This window comes from Bradyrhizobium sp. HKCCYLRH3097 (assembly GCF_051167875.1).
Lineage (GTDB): Bacteria > Pseudomonadota > Alphaproteobacteria > Rhizobiales > Xanthobacteraceae > Bradyrhizobium.
Genome location: NZ_JBNPTX010000007.1, coordinates 156,226 through 171,919, shown reverse-complemented (window position 1 = coordinate 171,919; position 15,694 = coordinate 156,226). Strand labels below are relative to the sequence as shown.

Annotated in this window: 16 protein-coding genes and 1 pseudogene; 7 read left to right on the top strand and 10 right to left on the bottom strand. The window is 65.3% G+C overall.

Annotation, left to right across the window (positions count from 1 at the left end; all coding sequences use genetic code 11):
* Positions 1-31 precede the first annotated feature (31 nt).
* The 3 genes from ACQR0U_RS18840 to ACQR0U_RS18830 form a co-directional block, all read right to left on the bottom strand.
* The gene (locus ACQR0U_RS18840; protein WP_434843911.1) at positions 32-1,729 is read right to left on the bottom strand and encodes a response regulator; all 1,698 of its coding nucleotides are present in this window, start codon (positions 1,727-1,729) and stop codon (positions 32-34) included.
* Positions 1,719-3,245: an ATPase domain-containing protein gene (locus tag ACQR0U_RS18835; RefSeq protein ID WP_315752100.1), complete on the bottom strand. Its 1,527-nt coding sequence runs from the start codon at positions 3,243-3,245 to the stop codon at positions 1,719-1,721. Before ACQR0U_RS18835 ends, ACQR0U_RS18840 begins: the two co-directional genes overlap by 11 nt.
* Before the next feature lie 212 nt (positions 3,246-3,457).
* A complete protein-coding gene (locus ACQR0U_RS18830) occupies positions 3,458-4,492 on the bottom strand; it encodes a YihY/virulence factor BrkB family protein (protein ID WP_315828053.1) in 1,035 nt (344 codons plus the stop codon).
* Positions 4,493-4,852: 360 nt separating this feature from the next.
* On the opposite strand from ACQR0U_RS18830, the gene ACQR0U_RS18825 reads away from it, so the two are divergent.
* Together ACQR0U_RS18825 and ACQR0U_RS18820 are read left to right on the top strand one after the other, a co-directional pair.
* Positions 4,853-5,098 carry a DUF3551 domain-containing protein gene (locus tag ACQR0U_RS18825; RefSeq protein WP_315715474.1) on the top strand — a complete coding sequence of 82 codons (246 nt, stop codon included), beginning with the start codon at positions 4,853-4,855 and terminating at the stop codon, positions 5,096-5,098.
* A gap of 383 nt (positions 5,099-5,481) precedes the next feature.
* Entirely contained in the window at positions 5,482-6,372 is an 891-nt protein-coding gene (locus ACQR0U_RS18820; protein ID WP_315752102.1) for a hypothetical protein, read from the top strand.
* 83 nt (positions 6,373-6,455) lie between these two features.
* On the opposite strand, the gene ACQR0U_RS18815 is transcribed toward ACQR0U_RS18820, so the two are convergent.
* From ACQR0U_RS18815 to ACQR0U_RS18785, 7 genes and pseudogenes are all read right to left on the bottom strand, one after another.
* On the bottom strand, positions 6,456-6,932 hold the full coding sequence (locus tag ACQR0U_RS18815) for a GNAT family N-acetyltransferase (protein ID WP_316207695.1): 477 nt from the start codon (positions 6,930-6,932) through the stop codon (positions 6,456-6,458).
* A gap of 55 nt (positions 6,933-6,987) precedes the next feature.
* Positions 6,988-7,260 carry a hypothetical protein gene (locus ACQR0U_RS18810; RefSeq protein WP_315715796.1) on the bottom strand — a complete coding sequence of 91 codons (273 nt, stop codon included), beginning with the start codon at positions 7,258-7,260 and terminating at the stop codon, positions 6,988-6,990.
* A gap of 288 nt (positions 7,261-7,548) precedes the next feature.
* Positions 7,549-8,079, bottom strand: a complete 531-nt coding sequence (locus ACQR0U_RS18805) for a DUF4142 domain-containing protein (protein ID WP_434843910.1) — start codon at positions 8,077-8,079, stop codon at positions 7,549-7,551.
* A 194-nt stretch (positions 8,080-8,273) separates the two neighbouring features.
* A complete protein-coding gene (locus ACQR0U_RS18800; RefSeq protein ID WP_434872216.1) occupies positions 8,274-9,947 on the bottom strand; it encodes an FAD-dependent oxidoreductase in 1,674 nt (557 codons plus the stop codon).
* 61 nt (positions 9,948-10,008) lie between these two features.
* Entirely contained in the window at positions 10,009-10,503 is a 495-nt protein-coding gene (locus tag ACQR0U_RS18795; protein WP_434843909.1) for a MarR family winged helix-turn-helix transcriptional regulator, read from the bottom strand.
* 235 nt (positions 10,504-10,738) lie between these two features.
* Positions 10,739-10,804 (bottom strand): annotated as a pseudogene (locus ACQR0U_RS18790) (adenosine-specific kinase); the annotation flags it as partial.
* A gap of 163 nt (positions 10,805-10,967) precedes the next feature.
* Entirely contained in the window at positions 10,968-11,213 is a 246-nt protein-coding gene (locus ACQR0U_RS18785; RefSeq protein WP_315752106.1) for a HypC/HybG/HupF family hydrogenase formation chaperone, read from the bottom strand.
* A gap of 131 nt (positions 11,214-11,344) precedes the next feature.
* On the opposite strand from ACQR0U_RS18785, the gene ACQR0U_RS18780 reads away from it, so the two are divergent.
* From ACQR0U_RS18780 to ACQR0U_RS18760, 5 genes are read left to right on the top strand one after another with little or no spacing between them, the layout of a single operon-like run.
* Positions 11,345-11,845, top strand: coding sequence for a HyaD/HybD family hydrogenase maturation endopeptidase (locus ACQR0U_RS18780; protein WP_316164219.1), 501 nt, complete (start codon positions 11,345-11,347; stop codon positions 11,843-11,845).
* Positions 11,835-12,254 carry a hydrogenase expression/formation C-terminal domain-containing protein gene (locus tag ACQR0U_RS18775; protein WP_315828048.1) on the top strand — a complete coding sequence of 140 codons (420 nt, stop codon included), beginning with the start codon at positions 11,835-11,837 and terminating at the stop codon, positions 12,252-12,254. The genes ACQR0U_RS18780 and ACQR0U_RS18775 overlap by 11 nt, the downstream gene beginning before the upstream one ends.
* Positions 12,238-13,311 (top strand): hydrogenase small subunit, encoded by a 1,074-nt coding sequence (locus ACQR0U_RS18770; protein ID WP_316187356.1) that lies wholly within the window; start codon positions 12,238-12,240, stop codon positions 13,309-13,311. Before ACQR0U_RS18775 ends, ACQR0U_RS18770 begins: the two co-directional genes overlap by 17 nt.
* Entirely contained in the window at positions 13,308-13,967 is a 660-nt protein-coding gene (locus tag ACQR0U_RS18765) for a hypothetical protein (RefSeq protein WP_316187355.1), read from the top strand. The genes ACQR0U_RS18770 and ACQR0U_RS18765 overlap by 4 nt, the downstream gene beginning before the upstream one ends.
* Entirely contained in the window at positions 13,964-15,691 is a 1,728-nt protein-coding gene (locus ACQR0U_RS18760; protein ID WP_316164215.1) for a nickel-dependent hydrogenase large subunit, read from the top strand. Before ACQR0U_RS18765 ends, ACQR0U_RS18760 begins: the two co-directional genes overlap by 4 nt.
* Positions 15,692-15,694: the final 3 nt, after the last annotated feature.

Below are 15,694 nucleotides of genomic sequence, written 5' to 3'. Positions count from 1 at the left end.
GCTATCAGCAGCTCACCATCAGCCCCCCGTATCACGAGATGCGCGCCTGCGACCAGACGTGGTCCATCTTCACAGCATCGAGTGCGGTCGCCAGTTCGTCGATGCGATATGGCTTCGACAGGATGCGGACGCCCGCCTCCTTGGCGGCGTGAACGGCAGCGCCCGAATAGCCGCTCGTCAGCAGGATCGGCATGTCGCCGCGCCGTTTCTGAATCTCGCGCGCCAGCTCGACACCGTTCATGCCCCCCGGCATCATGACGTCGGAGAACACGAGATCGACGGTTCGTCCGTCGGCCAGCGCACCGAGCGCCGCGGCCGCGCTGGAGGCGCGGGTCACCTCATAGCCGAGCTGGCGGAGCATCTCGCCGACGAGCGCAGCGACCTCATCGTCATCCTCGACCAGCAGCACGCGGCCTTCGTTGCGCCGGCGGGCCTGGGGCCGCTGCAGATCGATCAGATGGTGCGGCTCCCTGGACGCCGCGTGCTCGGACCTCGGAAGGTAGAGCGCAATCGTCGTCCCCTTGCCCGGCTCCGAGTCGATGCGGACGGTGCCGCGTGACTGGGTGACGAATCCATAGACCTGGGCCAGCCCGAGGCCGGACCCTTTGCCGACGTCCTTGGTCGTGAAGAACGGCTCGAACACCCGGACGCGAACCTCCTCCGTCATGCCGGTGCCGGTGTCGATCACCGACAGGCGGACGTAGTCGCCGGCGATCTGATCGTCTTGCACATTGCGGAGGTTCTCGGCCCGAACCACGATCGTGCCGCCGGTCGGCATCGCGTCGCGAGCGTTGACGGCGAGATTCAGCACGACGAGCTCGAGCTCGCCGGGGTCGACCTCGACGGGCCAGAGCGCATCGGGGAAATCGAACTCGACGTGCACGTCGCCGCGCAGGCTGCGGTCGAGCAGCTCGCGCATGCCGCCGATCTGGCGGGCGATGTCGACCGGCTCGGGCCGCAGCTCCTGCCGGCGCGAGAACGCGAGCAGCTGGCGGGTCAGGCTGGCGCCCCGCTGCGCCGCCTGGATCATGCCGTCCATCAGGCGGCGACGCCGCGCCGGATCGCTCTGGCGGTCGAGCATGTCGAGCCCGCCGGAGATCACCATCAGCAGATTGTTGAAGTCGTGCGCGACGCCGCCGGTCAGCCGGCCGATGGCCTCGATCTTCTGCGTCTGGCGCAGGGTCTCCTCGACCCGCGCGCGCTCGGCCATCTCGATGCGAAGATGCTCGTTCGACTCCGCGAGCGCCCGCGTCCGCTCGACGACGAGTTGCTCGAGCTGCTGCGCCGCCTGCTCGCGCGCCTCGATGAGGGAGCGAATCTCGTATTGACGACGTCGCGCCCGCAGCGCGGATTGAACGGCGCTGGTGAGCGTGATCGGCTGGACCGGCCGTTCGAGCAGCGAGACATTGCGCAGCGCGCTTACCAGATTGCGCCGCCACGTGACGACGGCACTCTGCTCGCGGTGACTCGTGAGCACGATAAAGGGCAAATCGGACCAGGCCGGCTGCCGCTCGACCCATTGCGTGAGGGCGGCGGTATCCTTTGCGAACAACCCTTCCTCGGCCACGAAGACCGTGCCCACGCCCGCGCTCAACTCACCGAGCAGCTGCGTGAGGTCAGAGCAGACGGTCGTCTCGATTCTTGCACTGCGGAGCAGCTCTGCCGATGCCGGCCCGTCCCGCCCGATCGGCGCGAAGACGAGGACGCGGTGATCTCGCTCAATGCCCATCCCGCACGTCCATGTCGGGGATGTCCGTTCCGGTGAAGCGCGGATTGCCGGAAAATATTCCGCTGAATTCCCTGAGCGGCGGGCCGAGGGTGATGCCGGAGCTGCTCAGGCGAAACTCGCGGATGCTGTGCTCGTGGTGACCGCTGCGCTTCTTGACCACCGACAATGCGCGTCGCACCGCCCCTCCCACCTCGAAATAGCGCAGCATCAGCACGGCATCGCTGAGATAGCTGATGTCCAGCGGCGTATCCATCGGCCCGACCAGACCGTGCTGCGCGAGCACGAGGATGGTCAGCACACCCTGCTGGCCGAGATAGGTCAGCAGCTCATGCATCTGCAGGATGAGAAAGCGCTCGTCGGGCATCGCGTTGAGATAGCCGTTGAGACTGTCGATGACGATCAGGCGGGCGCCGTCCTGCTCGACGCTCTGCCGAACGATGGCGCCGAATTCGCCCGGCGACAGCTCGGCCGGGTCGACCTGCTGGAAATGGATGCGCCCGGATTCGATATGGCGTTCGAGCGGCAGGCCGAGCGTCCGGGCACGGGCTTCCACGGTGCCGCGGCCCTCGTCGAACGCGAAGAAGACGGCGTGCTCGCCGCGCTGGGCCGCCGCGATCGCGTAGATCAGCGCCACCGAGGATTTGCCGACACCGGCCCCACCGATGAGAAGCGCATTGGTGCCGCGCTCCAGCCCGCCGCCCAGGAGCTGATCGAGCTCGGCGTTGCCGCTCGAGGTGAAATCGCCGGCGAAGGATCGGTGATGCTCCGCGGCGACCAGGCGCGGAAAGATCCTGAGCCCGCCCGAGGCGATCGTGAAATCATGGAAGCCGCCCCGGAACGAGATGCCGCGCATCTTGATCACGCGCAGCCGGCGGCGCTCCGCGCCATATTCGATCGCGAGCTGCTCCAGCATCACGACACCATGCGCGACCGAGTGGAGCTGCAGGTCGTCCTGCGAGGATGACAGGTCGTCGAGCAGGACGACGGTGCAGTTGCGCTTGGTGAAGAAGTGCTTCAGCGCGAGCACCTGGCGGCGATAGCGCAGCGGGCTCTGGGCCAGCAGCCGGAGCTCCGACAGGCTGTCGATCACAACACGGCTGGGATTGATGCGCTCGACCTCGTTGAACATCAGACCGGTGGTCTCGCTGAGCTCCACCTCCGCCGGATGGAACACGGTGAGCTCGCGCTCCGGGTCGAGCGTCGTTTCCGGCGGCACCAGCTCGAACATGTCGACGCCGGCGAGCGACCAGCCATGGCGCCGCGCCACGACCTCCAGCTCGCGCCGGGTTTCCGACAGCGTGATGTACAGCACGCGCTCGCCACAACTTGCGCCCTTCAGCAGGAACTGCAGCGCGATGGTGGTTTTCCCGGTGCCGGGACGGCCTTCATACAGATACAGGCGATTGGGATCGAAGCCGCCGCCGAGAATGTCGTCGAGGCCTTCACTTCCGGTGGAAATGCGCGGCAGATCCCTGGGCCCACCCTCGTCGCTTCCGCGAACAGGCTGCTCCGTCATGCATAAGCTCCGTCGTGACAATCGAGACGACGCCGCAGCGAACCCGACAATTCGGGGCTTCGCGACGACCCGATAGGAACACAGCGGATCCGCCTCGGGTTCCCGGGTTCCGTCTCAGGCGGGCGGTTCCACGAGGTCGCCGTGGCGCGGGCCCCGTGCGTTGCGATCCCCGTGCGGCATCTCGCACGGCTGCATTCTCAGCCGACGGCAGATCAGCTCCCACGGCCCACCGTGTCAGCCATCGTGGCGCCGCGGGTGCCAAGTGGCTGTGCGGCGCCGGTGGTGGTGTCGCGCAGGGTCTGATGCTCCAATTCGGCATCGAGCTCGGCACCGATCAGGATCACGATGGCGGAGATCCAGATCCAGGTCATGAAGCCGATGGCGGCGCCGAGCGAGCCGTAGGTCGCGTTGAAGCTGCCGAAATTCGCCGCATACCAGGAAAACAACGCCGAGCCCGCGAGCCACAGCGCCGCCGCCAGCGCGCTGCCCCAACTGATCCAGCGCCATCTGGGCTCCTCGCGGTCCGGCCCGTAGCGATAGATCAGGGCCAGTCCGAGCGCGACGCAGATGAAGATCGCCGGCCAGCGGCCGATCCGCAGCACCAGGTCGCCGGCCCCGGACATGCCGAGATAGTTCAGCAGCACCGGGAGCACGACGACGGCGCCGATCGCAAGCAGCGCGAACAGGATCGCGCCGCCGGTGAACAGCAGCGAAATCGCGTTCAGCTTGATGAAGCCGCGCCTCTCGGGCTCGCGATAGACGATGTTGAGTGTGTCGAACAGCGACTTCATCGCCGCATTGGCGCTCCACAGCGAGATCGCCAGGCTGACGAGGAAGGTGATGCCCAGCGCCTGACGGCCGTTGGCAGAGACGCGCGTCAACTGGTCGCGCGCGATGTCGATGGCGCCGCCGGGCATCACGCCCTGCAACTGTTCCAGATGTCCGGTGATTTTGGCCGGATCGGAGAACAGGCCGTAGATTGCCACCAACGCGGCCAGCGCCGGAAAGATCGCCAGCAGGGTGTAGAACGTCATGCCTGCGGCGAGCGCGACGATCCTGTGCTCGGTGACGTTTTCATAGACCCGGAACAGGACGTCCTTCCAGCCGCGCGCGGGAAGCTCCGCGGGCGAACGCGCCAGCCGGCCGTGTCCAGCGCCGGACCGGCGCGCGCCTCCCGAGCCTTCCGTCTGTTCGGGCCGCTGATCGAAATAGTGGATCAGGAACGCGAACCCGAGCAGAGCCAGCATCCCGCCGGTGCCAGGTGCGCGCGGGCGGCTCGCGAAAACGCTCGAAGAGTCGCGATGTGCGGCGTCTGACGTCTTGGATCGGCGAAACATGGGATCGGTCCATCACCAGCGGCCAAAAGCAACCGGAGCGGTGGACGAATGTTCCGGCATCACGCCATGACGCGCGTTGCCAAGCTCCGCAACGGTGGAGTCCTCTGATCTTCAAAAGGCCAACTCGGGCAAGCGCCAACATCCAGACAATTTCGTCGGCCTGTGAACGCGTCGCTGCGCCGCCGACACAAAACAGTTGATGTTGCGCGCGAGGAACGGGCCTGCGCCCCCTCGCGTTGCAATAGTACTTTTCAACGCAAGGATAAACGCATGCGCCGCCTGTTATTTGCCTCGCTGTCTGCCACCGCCGTCCTCGCGAGCTTCGCCGCGATCTCACCGGCTTCCGCCGCGCAAGACCGCTTCTGCCTGCAGGGCAGGATGTGGGGCTATCCGGGCAACTGTCAGTTCTCCACCTATCGTCAGTGCCAGGCGGCGGCCTCGGGGACCGATGCGGGCTGCGGCATCAACCCCGCTTACGCCTATGCCCGGCAGCGCGGCTACGACCCACGCTATTGACCGCGGGTCATTGCGTCAGCCCTCGCGCGGGGAATGAGCCGCGCGATCCATCCAAACCTGGCAACAATTGAAACATGGCTGGCGGCGACATCTCTGGCCGCCACGCCCCCCTGGCCCTGCTCTATTGCATCGCGCAACGGCACCATGATCCTTTGGCTCATGATCCGTTAGCTGTTGCGGCAAGTCCCATCCGAGGCCGGCGGTCACGCGTCCTCTCCTCCTCCGCTGATACGTGCACGGAACATTGCGCCTCGCTGTTGCTTATACGGCGACCAATGTCGAACCGGAGGAGGATCATCATGGACGGACTGATTTATCTCGTGGGGTTGATCGTGGTCATCATGGCCGTTCTGTCGTTCTTCGGTCTGCGCTGAGACGACATCATGGCCATGGAAACTGCGCCGCTCGTCACATCACCCCTTTCAAGCGCGACGGCCGATAGCTGGACCCTGCAATGGACGCCGGTCGTTGCAGGAGCCCTGACCGCCGCCGCGGTCTCTTCGATCCTGATCAGCTTTGCCATGTCGGTCGGCCTCGGTGTCAGCTCCACCGCGCCGACATGGCGCGACGCCTCGGTGGCGCTCTGGCTCCTGTCCGGCCTCTATCTGGTGCTGCAGGCGCTGATCAGCTTCGGCTGCGGCGGCTACATGGCGGGCCGCTTGCGCGCAACGCACGGGCTTGCCGAAAGCGAAGAGATCGAAAAGCGCGACGGCCTGCATGGCGTCTCAGCCTGGGCGCTGGCAGTCGTGCTCGGCGCTATCCTGGCCGTGCTCGGCGCGTCCGCGGCGACGCGGACCAATCCACTGACTGCGCCGGCGACGGCCAATGAACCATCGATCCTGAGCTATGAGCTCGACCATCTGTTCCGCGCGCCGCGGCGAGCACCCAGCCCGGATCTCGCCCCCGCACGCGGCGAGGCCGGCCGCATCCTGCTCACGGCGTCGAGCCACAATGGCGTCAGCCCGGAGGATCGCAGCTATCTCGTGCAGCTCGTCAGCGGCACGACCGGTCTCGCTGCTCCCGATGCCGAGCGGCGGGTGGACAGCGTGATCGCAGAAGCCAAGAACGCGATCTCGCGCACGCGCGCCGGCACCGTCATCCTGGCGTTCTCGGTGGCCACCGCGCTGCTGCTCGGCGCCGTCGCCGCCTGGGCGGCTGCGGAGAGCGGTGGCCGTCACCGCGACGGCAAGCCTGTCACCGGATGGATGCTGCACGCCAATCGCTTCAGCCGGCGGCGCGACATGTGGCGGCGGCCGATGTCGATGCCGGAATAGAGCACGTCAAGAACAGCGAGCGGCCCGGCCCATCGCCGGGCCGCTACGCATTGTACCCCCGCCGCGAAAGAAGCGCGCGCAATTCAGGCGAGCCGCAGGATCATCAGGTTCGCGTCGCTGCCATAGCTGCCGGTCGGATCCGCGGCGGCTGCCTTGTCGACCGCAAATCCTTGCCTCTCCCAGAATGGCGTCGAGCCGTTGACGGCGATCAGCGACAGCGACTCCAGGCCGAGCGCACGCGCGTGTCGGATCAGTTCCTCGACGATCACGGTCGCCGAGCCGCGGCCGCGAACCCCGGGCAGCAAGGCGAGATCGTGGATGTAGTAGGTCGATGCAGCCGACGGAATGCTTCCGATCAGCCGGTTCAAGGCCGGCGGCCGGCCGAGATGCCAGGGATGGCTGAGCACATAGCCGGCGATGCCGGCGCCGGTCCCACGCAGCACGCGGCATCCATCAGGGTGGAGACGCAGGCGCTCCGCGAAAACACTCCTGTCCTCGGGATAGTCCGGGTGCACGCGGGCTGCGATCCCATCGACATCAGCAAGATCGCTTGGCGCCATGGCACGCCAACTCATGCGGTCCGCACCGGTCTGGCTCGTCCTCACTCGCCCTTGCTCACTTGGCAAGCGCCAGCCAGCGTTCGCTGGCCGACAGCGCCGTCGGCCACAGCGCCTCCGTCGGCTGCCCGCGATGCAGTGCCTTGCCGACCTCGCAGATCGACATGAAGGCCGCGGAGCGCGCCTCCTCCACCTCGAGCGGCTGCTCCGCGCTCGGGCTGCGGACGAGGCCCATCAGGCCGTTCAACGTCTGCAGTGCCGCTTCCGGCGGGCTCGCCTCCGCCGCCCTCAGCGCAGCCACGATCTGCTGCGCCTTTTCCGATTCGGTCATCACGTCAGTCATCGTCTTATCGCTTGCCCGTGCCTCATGGGAGAACGCTAGCAGCCGGACGAAGGTCGGGCAATGCTGGGGCGGACGACACTCCGATGCCGAACACGCAGTGCCGACGTGCGATTTTCCGCCGGTCCCGGCTCGGCCATCTTGCGAGGCTGCTTCGCCAGCGTCTCAGCCAGCGTTGCATTGGCCTCGTGGTCGGCAAACTTGTTCTTCAGATGGCGCGATCATTGGCGATCACGACGCCCGGACAAGGCTGAGGCATCGTGGTCGCTCTGGCCCATGTCATTTCGCCAATGATTTCGCCATGTCGAGGTGCTTCTGCAGCACCGGCACGGTCTGCTGGGCGAAGTCCGACAGCGGTGAGTTTGCCGCGGCCTGCTTCTGATACTTCTTGATATCCTCCTGGTGATCGCGAACCATCGCCTGCGCGAACGCCTGGTCGAACCGACCGCCGGACATGCCTTCCAACCGGCTGTAGATGGCCTTCTGCTTCTTGCTCGGCTCGGACGGCATCTTCATCCCGTTCTGGCTCGCAAGCTGCTGCGCCTTCTGCAGATGCTCGCTATGGTCCTGCTGCAAGGCCTGCCCGAACTGCTTGACCTGATCGCTCTGCCCCTTCTGCTGCGCCAGCTTGCCCATGTTCACCTCGGACATGTCGCCCTCGATCGCCTCGGTCATGAAATGCTGATCCTTGGCGGGCGACGGACCTTTCGGAGCGGCGACCGCGCCGCCGGCCACCAACACGGTCACGGCAGAGGCGGCCATGGCAATTCGGATCGCTTTCGTCTGATGGTTGTGGATCATCCTGCTCATCGTTGATCTCCGAGGGGTTGGCTCTTGATCGTCCCGACGGCAAGAGCCTCGCCCGACGATCGTTCCTAAGCCCCGCGTGGCTGCCCTGCAGAATGCTTCCGCGCGCAAGTACGCGGCGGGTTCCAAATGCTGCGGCACGCCCCCGCAGCACGACATCGATGGCTTCTCGGTATCGGACCCGCGCCAGACAGCGCTCAGTGAGTGCGTGCATCTCCTCCGAGCGCCCGAGCCAGCACGCGTCGAAGCAGGCCGGCCTGCGCCGCGCTCCCGCGCCAGGCCACGATCTGATCGGGACGGATCAACGCGAGGTCGGCCTCGTAGAGATCGCGCAGGGCCCGCGGCAAGGTGACGATCTCGACATCGGCACGCAGCGGCCCCATGGCCTCACGGAGTTGATCCTCATCGAGGTCGCTGCCCTCACACCGCAGCAGCGTCCATTCGAAGCCGAAGCGGTCGTACAGCGAGATACCTTGCTCCAGCCAGGCGTGCGGCGCGCGGCCGCCGGGACAGGCGCTCGGCACGTAGGCGTTGGCCGCATCCGGCGGCGGCCGGGTGCCATCGGGGACGATGATCGGTGAGCCATCATAGCGGCCGCCGAAGGTGACGCCGGGGATGTTGAACTCGGCGCGCGCATGCTGATCGAGATAGGCGCTGGCGATGCGCCGTGCCTCGTCGCCGGCCGCGGTCGCGTCCTCGATCTCGGGCACCGCGGCAAACAGGCCGAGCGAATCCGCAAAGCCGCGCGCGAAGCCGGTGTTGCGCAGCGCCACCGGACGGCGCTCGGCCTCGTAGCTGTCGAGCAGCGAGACGGGGCTCGTTCCCTTGACGACGCTCGCGAGCTTCCAGCCCAGATTGACCGCGTCCTCGATCGCGGTGTTGTAGCCGAGTCCGCCGGTCGGCGTGAACAGATGCGCCGCATCGCCGCCAAGGAAGACCCGGCCGCGCTGCAGGCGCTCGGCGACCAGCGCATGACCCGCGGTCCAGGTGAGGTGCGAAAGCACCTCGCAGGGAATGGGCGCACCGCAGGCGCGCTGGAACGCTGTCCTTGCATCATCGGCAGTGATCGCGCTTTCGTCCTCGCCGGGCCGCAGCTGGGTGTGGAAGGCAAACTCGTCGCGTCCGTTCACTGCGGCCATGAAGGCGCGGCGGTCTCGATTGAAGCAGACATACATCCAGGCCCGCGCATGCGGGACACTGGCGTAGAACTCCGGCGAGCGGAGATAGACCGCGAGCATGCGGCCGCCCATGAAATCGCGCCGTATTCCCGTCGTTCCGCCGTAGGAGATCCCGAGCGATTGTCGCACCGGGGAGCGCGGACCGTCGGCGCCGATCAGGAAATCGGCCGCGACCTCGCAGCGCGCGCCGTCGCTGACACGCTCGACGTCGGCGGCAATGCCGCCGTCATCCGCGACGTAGCCGATCAACCGATGTCCGTAGCGCAACTGAATGCCCGCAAGCTGCGCCGCGTGCCTACGCAGGATCGCCTCGACGAATTTCTGCGACACCCGGTGCGGCAGCTCTGCTGCGCTCCACGAGCCGGACAGACCCTTCACCAGTTCCGTCGCGCGTGCTGCGGACGGCAATTGAAAACGTGCCAGCTCATGCGCCGTGTAGCGCGTGAAATAGGCGACGTCGGTCGGGTAATCCGCGGGCAGGCCGGCGCGCCGGACCTCGTCGGCGAAGCCGAGCCGGCGGAAATGCTCCATCGTCCGCGCCTGCGTCGCGTTGGCCTGCGGGTTGAAGGCCGTTCCCGGCTTCTCGTCGACCAGGATTGCGGACACGCCGCGGCGGCCAAGCTCGTTGGCCAGCATCAGCCCGCACGGACCGCCGCCCACGATCAGCACCGAGGCGCTCAGACGTTCGATCACGGCGCTTCTCCTCGCAACGGAGGAAGGCTACCGCGCCCGGCAAAATAGTCAAGCAACCTGACTATCTGGTGTCGTCGAGCGTATCGAAGCGGGCGCCGTAGGCCGACAGCCCTTGCAGGATCGCGTCCATCACGGCCTTGCCGATCTCCTTGCGCATCTCGGCTTCGGCCACGTCGACGGCGTCGCCGAACGCCTCCAGCCATTTCAGTCCGGCCGGCGTGAAGCGGACCAGTCGGGCGCGCCGGTCGCTCGGATCGGCCTCGCGCGACACCAGACCCAGCTCGACGCATTGATCGACCAGCTCGCCCATCGCCTGCTTGCTCATCGAGGCCCGCCGCGCGAGCTCGGTCAGCCGGGTGCCCTCGACATCGAGATTGCGGGTGAGGCTGACATGGGCGATCCGCGTCCCGCCGTGGCCGCCCTCGGCCATCAATTGGAGAACCCGGGATTCGAACCGGCGCACCGCATTGTTGAGCAGCCGGCCGACATTGGCGTGCCGCCATGCTGTTCCGGTTCGTCGCGCAAGCGGCGCCTCGCGTGGAGATCGCGCTGTCATGTGGAAAACACCTCGTCGAATCCGGCTACGCTGGGCCAGGGTAGCAAGCGCACGCTCGTTTCACCCGATTCGCGGCGATTCGTTGCGGCGTTTCGTAAGAGCAGCTCCAACTTTTCCGATGATCTCGGCTTGAGGGCATACGCTCGCGAAGCCACCCTGAGAACAAAGTCGTTCAAGATGGCCGGCCTGGCTGTCTGCTTCTGAAATCGATCGATGCTTCGTCATTACCTGATCAGCGCACCAGCCGCTTGCCTGAGGCCTCGCAGAAAGCCAGCCCGAAGCGGATGCCCTGAACCGCGCCGCGACGATCGAGGCCAACGGTCCGCAGAGTCCATGCCGTCGTGACATGCAAATGCACGTCGTCGTGCTTCGGAGCGAAGCGCCCGATCGAGCAGCGCGGCTTCGATCGCCGACGGCGTCCCCTTACGTTAGTCCGGCTGACGCAGGCGGCCCGCATGGCGCGTTCATGCATTGCCGCGCATTGCGTCTTCCGCCGCAAGCAGTTCGTCGAAGAGATCCCATGCACTCGACGCTTCGGCTTCTGACATCTTCCGGATGGCGTAACCGACATGAACCACGACGTGATCGCCGGGATCGATCGTTTCATGCTGAAGCAAAAACAGACTCACCATGCGCTCGATGCCTTTGGCCTCGCATCGCGCCATGACTCCGTCACACTCCACGACCCGCATCGGGATGCCAAGGCACATGTCGGTTCCACGCAATTACTTGGGTGCTAAATCATAGCCCGCTCGATGAACTCGATTTGACGTGGATCAAGATAAGAGCATCATATTCGCTGCATAGAATATGAGGCGCCTGATCTCGCAGGAGTTCTCCTATGCGGACGCATGTCGCGGCGACCCACACGCTGGTGCTCGGAATCGGCAATATCCTGCTGAGCGATGACGGCATTGGCGTGCACGTCATTCGGGCCCTCGATGCACTGGAATGCACGGGCGAGATACCGCATCGTGTTGCTCTGCGGGATGGCGGGACGCTCGGGCTGTCCCTGTTTTCGGAGATCGAAGATTTCGGCTCGCTCATCGCCGTCGACGCTGTGGAACTGGGCGCGAAGCCCGGCACCGTAAGGATCTTTCAAGGTCCGGAGATGGACCGGCAGCTGACGGGAAAGAAGCGGACGGCTCATGAGGTCGCGCTTGCCGACCTGATGTCGGCGGCGCGGCTGACCGGCTGCGAGCCGGCGCGTCGGGCGCTCGTCGCGGTTCAACCCGAATCCACGCAATGGGGCCTGTCGCTGACGCCCGCGGTTGGCGCGGCCATTCCCACCGCATGTCAGCAGATCAAAGCGCTCCTCAGCAGGTGGCACCATGACAGTTGAAGCGGATGCCGCAGCGGGGTTCCGCACCGGGATGACCGACAGCCTGCTCCGCGAGATCGCCCATCACCTCGATGTGCTTGCCAAGACCGGCGCTTGCGCGGCGATCGATCTGTGCAGCCTGCCTCTCACGGTTGCGGACCGCAGCGAACTGGAAGAGCGGTTGGGCCATGGTGACCTGGAGGCCGTTTTGACCGCAGCCGGCATCAGCGAAATCTGGGAGACGCGCTATGCCGGCGTGTGGTGGGTTCGCCACCTGGGCGCCGGGGACAAGCTCGCCGCCGAACGCATCGAAATCACGGCGTCGCCGGAGATCCTGACAAGCCATGCGGCCGACATCGCTGCGGCCAGCAACAAACTGTCTGAAGATCTGATCGACCGCGTCTCTTCAGAGGATGCCGAAGATGCATGAAACCCAGACGATCGGCGAGCTCTTGACGCGCCGGGGCGTCTCCCGCCGCGCCCTGCTGAAATATACGACCTATCTTGCCAGCCTGCTGGCGTTGCCCCCCATGGCCGCGAAGGGCATGGCGGAGGCGTTGGCAAATACGCGGCGCCAATCCGTGATCTGGCTCTCATTTCAGGAATGCACGGGCTGTACGGAATCGCTGACGCGTTCTTTCGGTCCGACCATCGAGGACATGATCTTCAATCTCATCTCGCTCGACTATCACGAAACGCTGATGGCGGTGTCGGGTGCTGCCGCGGAAGCGGCCCGCCTCGCTGCCATGAAGGAGAACAAGGGCAAATATGTCGTCGTGGTCGACGGCTCAGTCTCGACGAGAGATGGCGGGGTCTACTCCACCAACGCCGGCAAGACCAACCTCGAGGTGCTGAAGGAGACGGCCGCAGATGCAGCCGCGGTGATCTCAGTCGGGACCTGCGCGGCCTTTGGCGGCATCCCGCACGCAAATCCCAACCCCACCGGCGCAGTTGCCGTCAGCGACATCATCACCGACAAACCGGTGATCAATGTCTCCGGTTGCCCGCCCATTCCGGAAGCCATCGCTGGCACGGTTGCGTATTTCGTGACTTTCAACAAGCTTCCCGAGCTCGACGACAAGGGCAGGCCGAAAGCGTTTTTCGGCGATACGATTCATGACCGCTGCTATCGCCGACCGTTCTACGACAAGGGGCAGTTCGCCAAGCAGTTCGACGACGAGGGAGCACGCAAGGGCTGGTGCCTCTATGAAGTCGGTTGCAAGGGGCCCGTGACTTACAATGCGTGCGCGACCGTGAAATGGAATGGTGGCGTCTCCTTCCCGATCCAGTCCGGGCACGGCTGTCTGGGGTGTTCCGAACCGAATTTCTGGGATCGCGGCAGCTTCTACCAGCCGCTTTCCTCAAACACGTTGAATGATCCGGAGATCATCGGCGGCGCCGCGGCTGCGGGCGCGGCGGTCGGGATCGCCAGCGCCTGGCTGGCGCGCCGGCGCAAACAACGAGCGGAGAGGGAGACCCTGCCATGAGCCTGCTGGATTTCGTGCGCGGGCCCGCGATCGAGATTGCAATCGCGATATTCGTGGGCGGCGTGGTGTGGCGGCTCGCGTCACTGTTGCTCCTGCCCTGGACCAACGACAGATCGGCGAAGCGAGCCGGTGCACCGCACGCCGTGGTTGGCGCGTTCCGGGGCTTCGTGCGTCACCTATGGCCCGCGAACACCTATCTGCGCGCGTCGCTGTTCAGCACGGTGAACGGCTATGTCTTTCACGTCGGCCTTGCCATCGTCGTGTTCGGACTGGCGCAGCACATTCTATTCCTGCGCGGATTGTTCGGCTTTTCATGGCCGAATTTGCCCACCGGCGTGATCTCGGCCGCGTCGGTGCTCACGCTGGCGTCGCTGCTGGCTGCGCTGGCGCGGCGGATGACGAATCCGGTCTTGAGACTGCTTTCGACGATTGACGACTACTTCAGCTGGCTGGTGACGTTCCTTCCGGTCGTGACAGGGCTGATCGCGGTGAGCCACCTATGGGCGCCGTATGAAACGCTCCTGTCCGTGCACATCCTGACCGTGTGCCTGTTCCTGATCTGGTTCCCGTTCGGCAAGCTCATGCATGCCTTCCTCGTCTTCCTGACCAGAAGCGAGACCGGGATCTTCTACAGCCGCCGGGGAGTTGAGATATGAACCAGCGCATCGTGGTCGATCCCATCACGCGCATCGAAGGGCACCTGCGGATCGAGGCGGAAACAGATCCCCAGGGCGCCATCACCGGTGCGTACAGTTCCGGCACGATGGTGCGCGGCATCGAGCTGATCCTCAAAGGACGCGATCCGCGCGAGGCCTGGGCTTTCGCGCAGCGCATATGCGGCGTGTGCACGCTGGTCCACGGCATCGCCAGCGTCCGTGCCGTGGAGAATGCGCTGGGATACGCCATTCCGCCGAACGCGCAACTCATCCGCAACCTGATGATTGCCGCACAATATGTGCACGACCATGTCATGCACTTCTATCATCTGCACGCGCTCGACTGGGTCGACGTGGTGTCGGCGTTGAAGGCCGATCCGGCGGCGACGTCGCAACTGGCGCAATCGATCTCGAGCTTTCCGAAGTCGAGCCCGGGCTATTTCGCAGATACGCAGAAGAGACTGAAAGCCTTCGTCGAAGGCGGCCAGCTCGGCATCTTTGCAGGCGGATTCTGGGGACATCCCGGATTCAAGCTGCCGGCCGAAGCAAACCTGATGGCGGTCGCGCACTATTTGGAAGCGCTCGCCTGGCAGCGCGAGGTGGTGCAGCTCCATACCGTCTTCGGCGGCAAGAATCCGCATCCGAATTTCCTGGTCGGCGGCGCCCCGTCGGCGATCAGCCTGAACACCGGCGGCACCGCCATCGGCATCGACGGTCTGCAGACGGTGAAGACCGTGATCGGCCGAATGAAGGATTTTGTCGAGCAGGTCTATCTGCCGGACACGCTGGCCATCGCATCCTTCTACAAGGACTGGTTCGCGCGCGGCGAAGGCGTGGGCAACTTTCTGACCTACGGCGACTTTCCCGAAAAGGGCATGGACGACCCGGCCAGCTGGCTGATCCCGGCGGGCGCCATCCTCAATCGCGACCTGACCACGATCCATCCCGTCGACATGAACAATTCGGAGGAAATCCAGGAGTTCGTCTCCCATTCCTGGTACGACTATGCAACCGGCAAGGACAAAGGCCTGCATCCCTACGAGGGCGAGACCAATCTGCATTACACCGGTCCCAAGCCTCCCTTCGAGCAGCTCGATGTCGGTGCGAGCTATTCCTGGCTGAAGGCGCCTCGCTGGAAGAGCCATGTCATGGAGGTCGGCCCGCTCGCGCGCGTGCTGATGCTCCATGCCAAAGGTCACGAGCCGACGCGCGAACTGGCCGGTTACGCGCTGGGCAAGCTCGAGCTGCCGCTGACGGCGATGTTCTCGACCATGGGACGCACTGCGGCGCGCGCCCTGGAAAGCAAGATCGTCGTCGACCAGATGTCGACCTGGTACGACCGTCTTCTTTCCAACATCCGCGCGGGTGATCTGAACGTCCACAATTCGAACAAGTGGGATCCCTCAACCTGGCCCGCCGAAGCCAAGGGTGTCGGCTTCATGGAAGCGCCGCGTGGGGCGCTGGCGCATTGGGTGGTGATCAAGAACAAGCGTATCGATAATTATCAGGCCGTGGTGCCCTCGACCTGGAACGCGGGACCGCGCGATTCCAAGGGCCAGCCCGGACCTTACGAAGCGGCATTGATGGATCGCCACACCCTCCACGATCCTCGGCAGCCGCTCGAGATCCAGCGCACGATACACAGCTTCGATCCGTGCATTGCGTGCGCGGTGCATGTGATCGATCCGGAAGGCGAAGAGCTGATACAATTGCGGGTGAGGTAAGGC

Coding starts and splice junctions, on each gene's coding strand:
- ACQR0U_RS18840 (WP_434843911.1), bottom strand. CDS start 1,729: ATGGGCATTGAGCGAGATCACCGCGTCCTCGTCTTCGCGCCGATCGGG.
- ACQR0U_RS18835 (WP_315752100.1), bottom strand. CDS start 3,245: ATGACGGAGCAGCCTGTTCGCGGAAGCGACGAGGGTGGGCCCAGGGAT.
- ACQR0U_RS18830 (WP_315828053.1), bottom strand. CDS start 4,492: ATGCTGGCTCTGCTCGGGTTCGCGTTCCTGATCCACTATTTCGATCAG.
- ACQR0U_RS18825 (WP_315715474.1), top strand. CDS start 4,853: ATGCGCCGCCTGTTATTTGCCTCGCTGTCTGCCACCGCCGTCCTCGCG.
- ACQR0U_RS18820 (WP_315752102.1), top strand. CDS start 5,482: ATGGCCATGGAAACTGCGCCGCTCGTCACATCACCCCTTTCAAGCGCG.
- ACQR0U_RS18815 (WP_316207695.1), bottom strand. CDS start 6,932: ATGGCGCCAAGCGATCTTGCTGATGTCGATGGGATCGCAGCCCGCGTG.
- ACQR0U_RS18810 (WP_315715796.1), bottom strand. CDS start 7,260: ATGACCGAATCGGAAAAGGCGCAGCAGATCGTGGCTGCGCTGAGGGCG.
- ACQR0U_RS18805 (WP_434843910.1), bottom strand. CDS start 8,079: ATGAGCAGGATGATCCACAACCATCAGACGAAAGCGATCCGAATTGCC.
- ACQR0U_RS18795 (WP_434843909.1), bottom strand. CDS start 10,503: ATGACAGCGCGATCTCCACGCGAGGCGCCGCTTGCGCGACGAACCGGA.
- ACQR0U_RS18785 (WP_315752106.1), bottom strand. CDS start 11,213: ATGTGCCTTGGCATCCCGATGCGGGTCGTGGAGTGTGACGGAGTCATG.
- ACQR0U_RS18780 (WP_316164219.1), top strand. CDS start 11,345: ATGCGGACGCATGTCGCGGCGACCCACACGCTGGTGCTCGGAATCGGC.
- ACQR0U_RS18775 (WP_315828048.1), top strand. CDS start 11,835: ATGACAGTTGAAGCGGATGCCGCAGCGGGGTTCCGCACCGGGATGACC.
- ACQR0U_RS18770 (WP_316187356.1), top strand. CDS start 12,238: ATGCCGAAGATGCATGAAACCCAGACGATCGGCGAGCTCTTGACGCGC.
- ACQR0U_RS18765 (WP_316187355.1), top strand. CDS start 13,308: ATGAGCCTGCTGGATTTCGTGCGCGGGCCCGCGATCGAGATTGCAATC.
- ACQR0U_RS18760 (WP_316164215.1), top strand. CDS start 13,964: ATGAACCAGCGCATCGTGGTCGATCCCATCACGCGCATCGAAGGGCAC.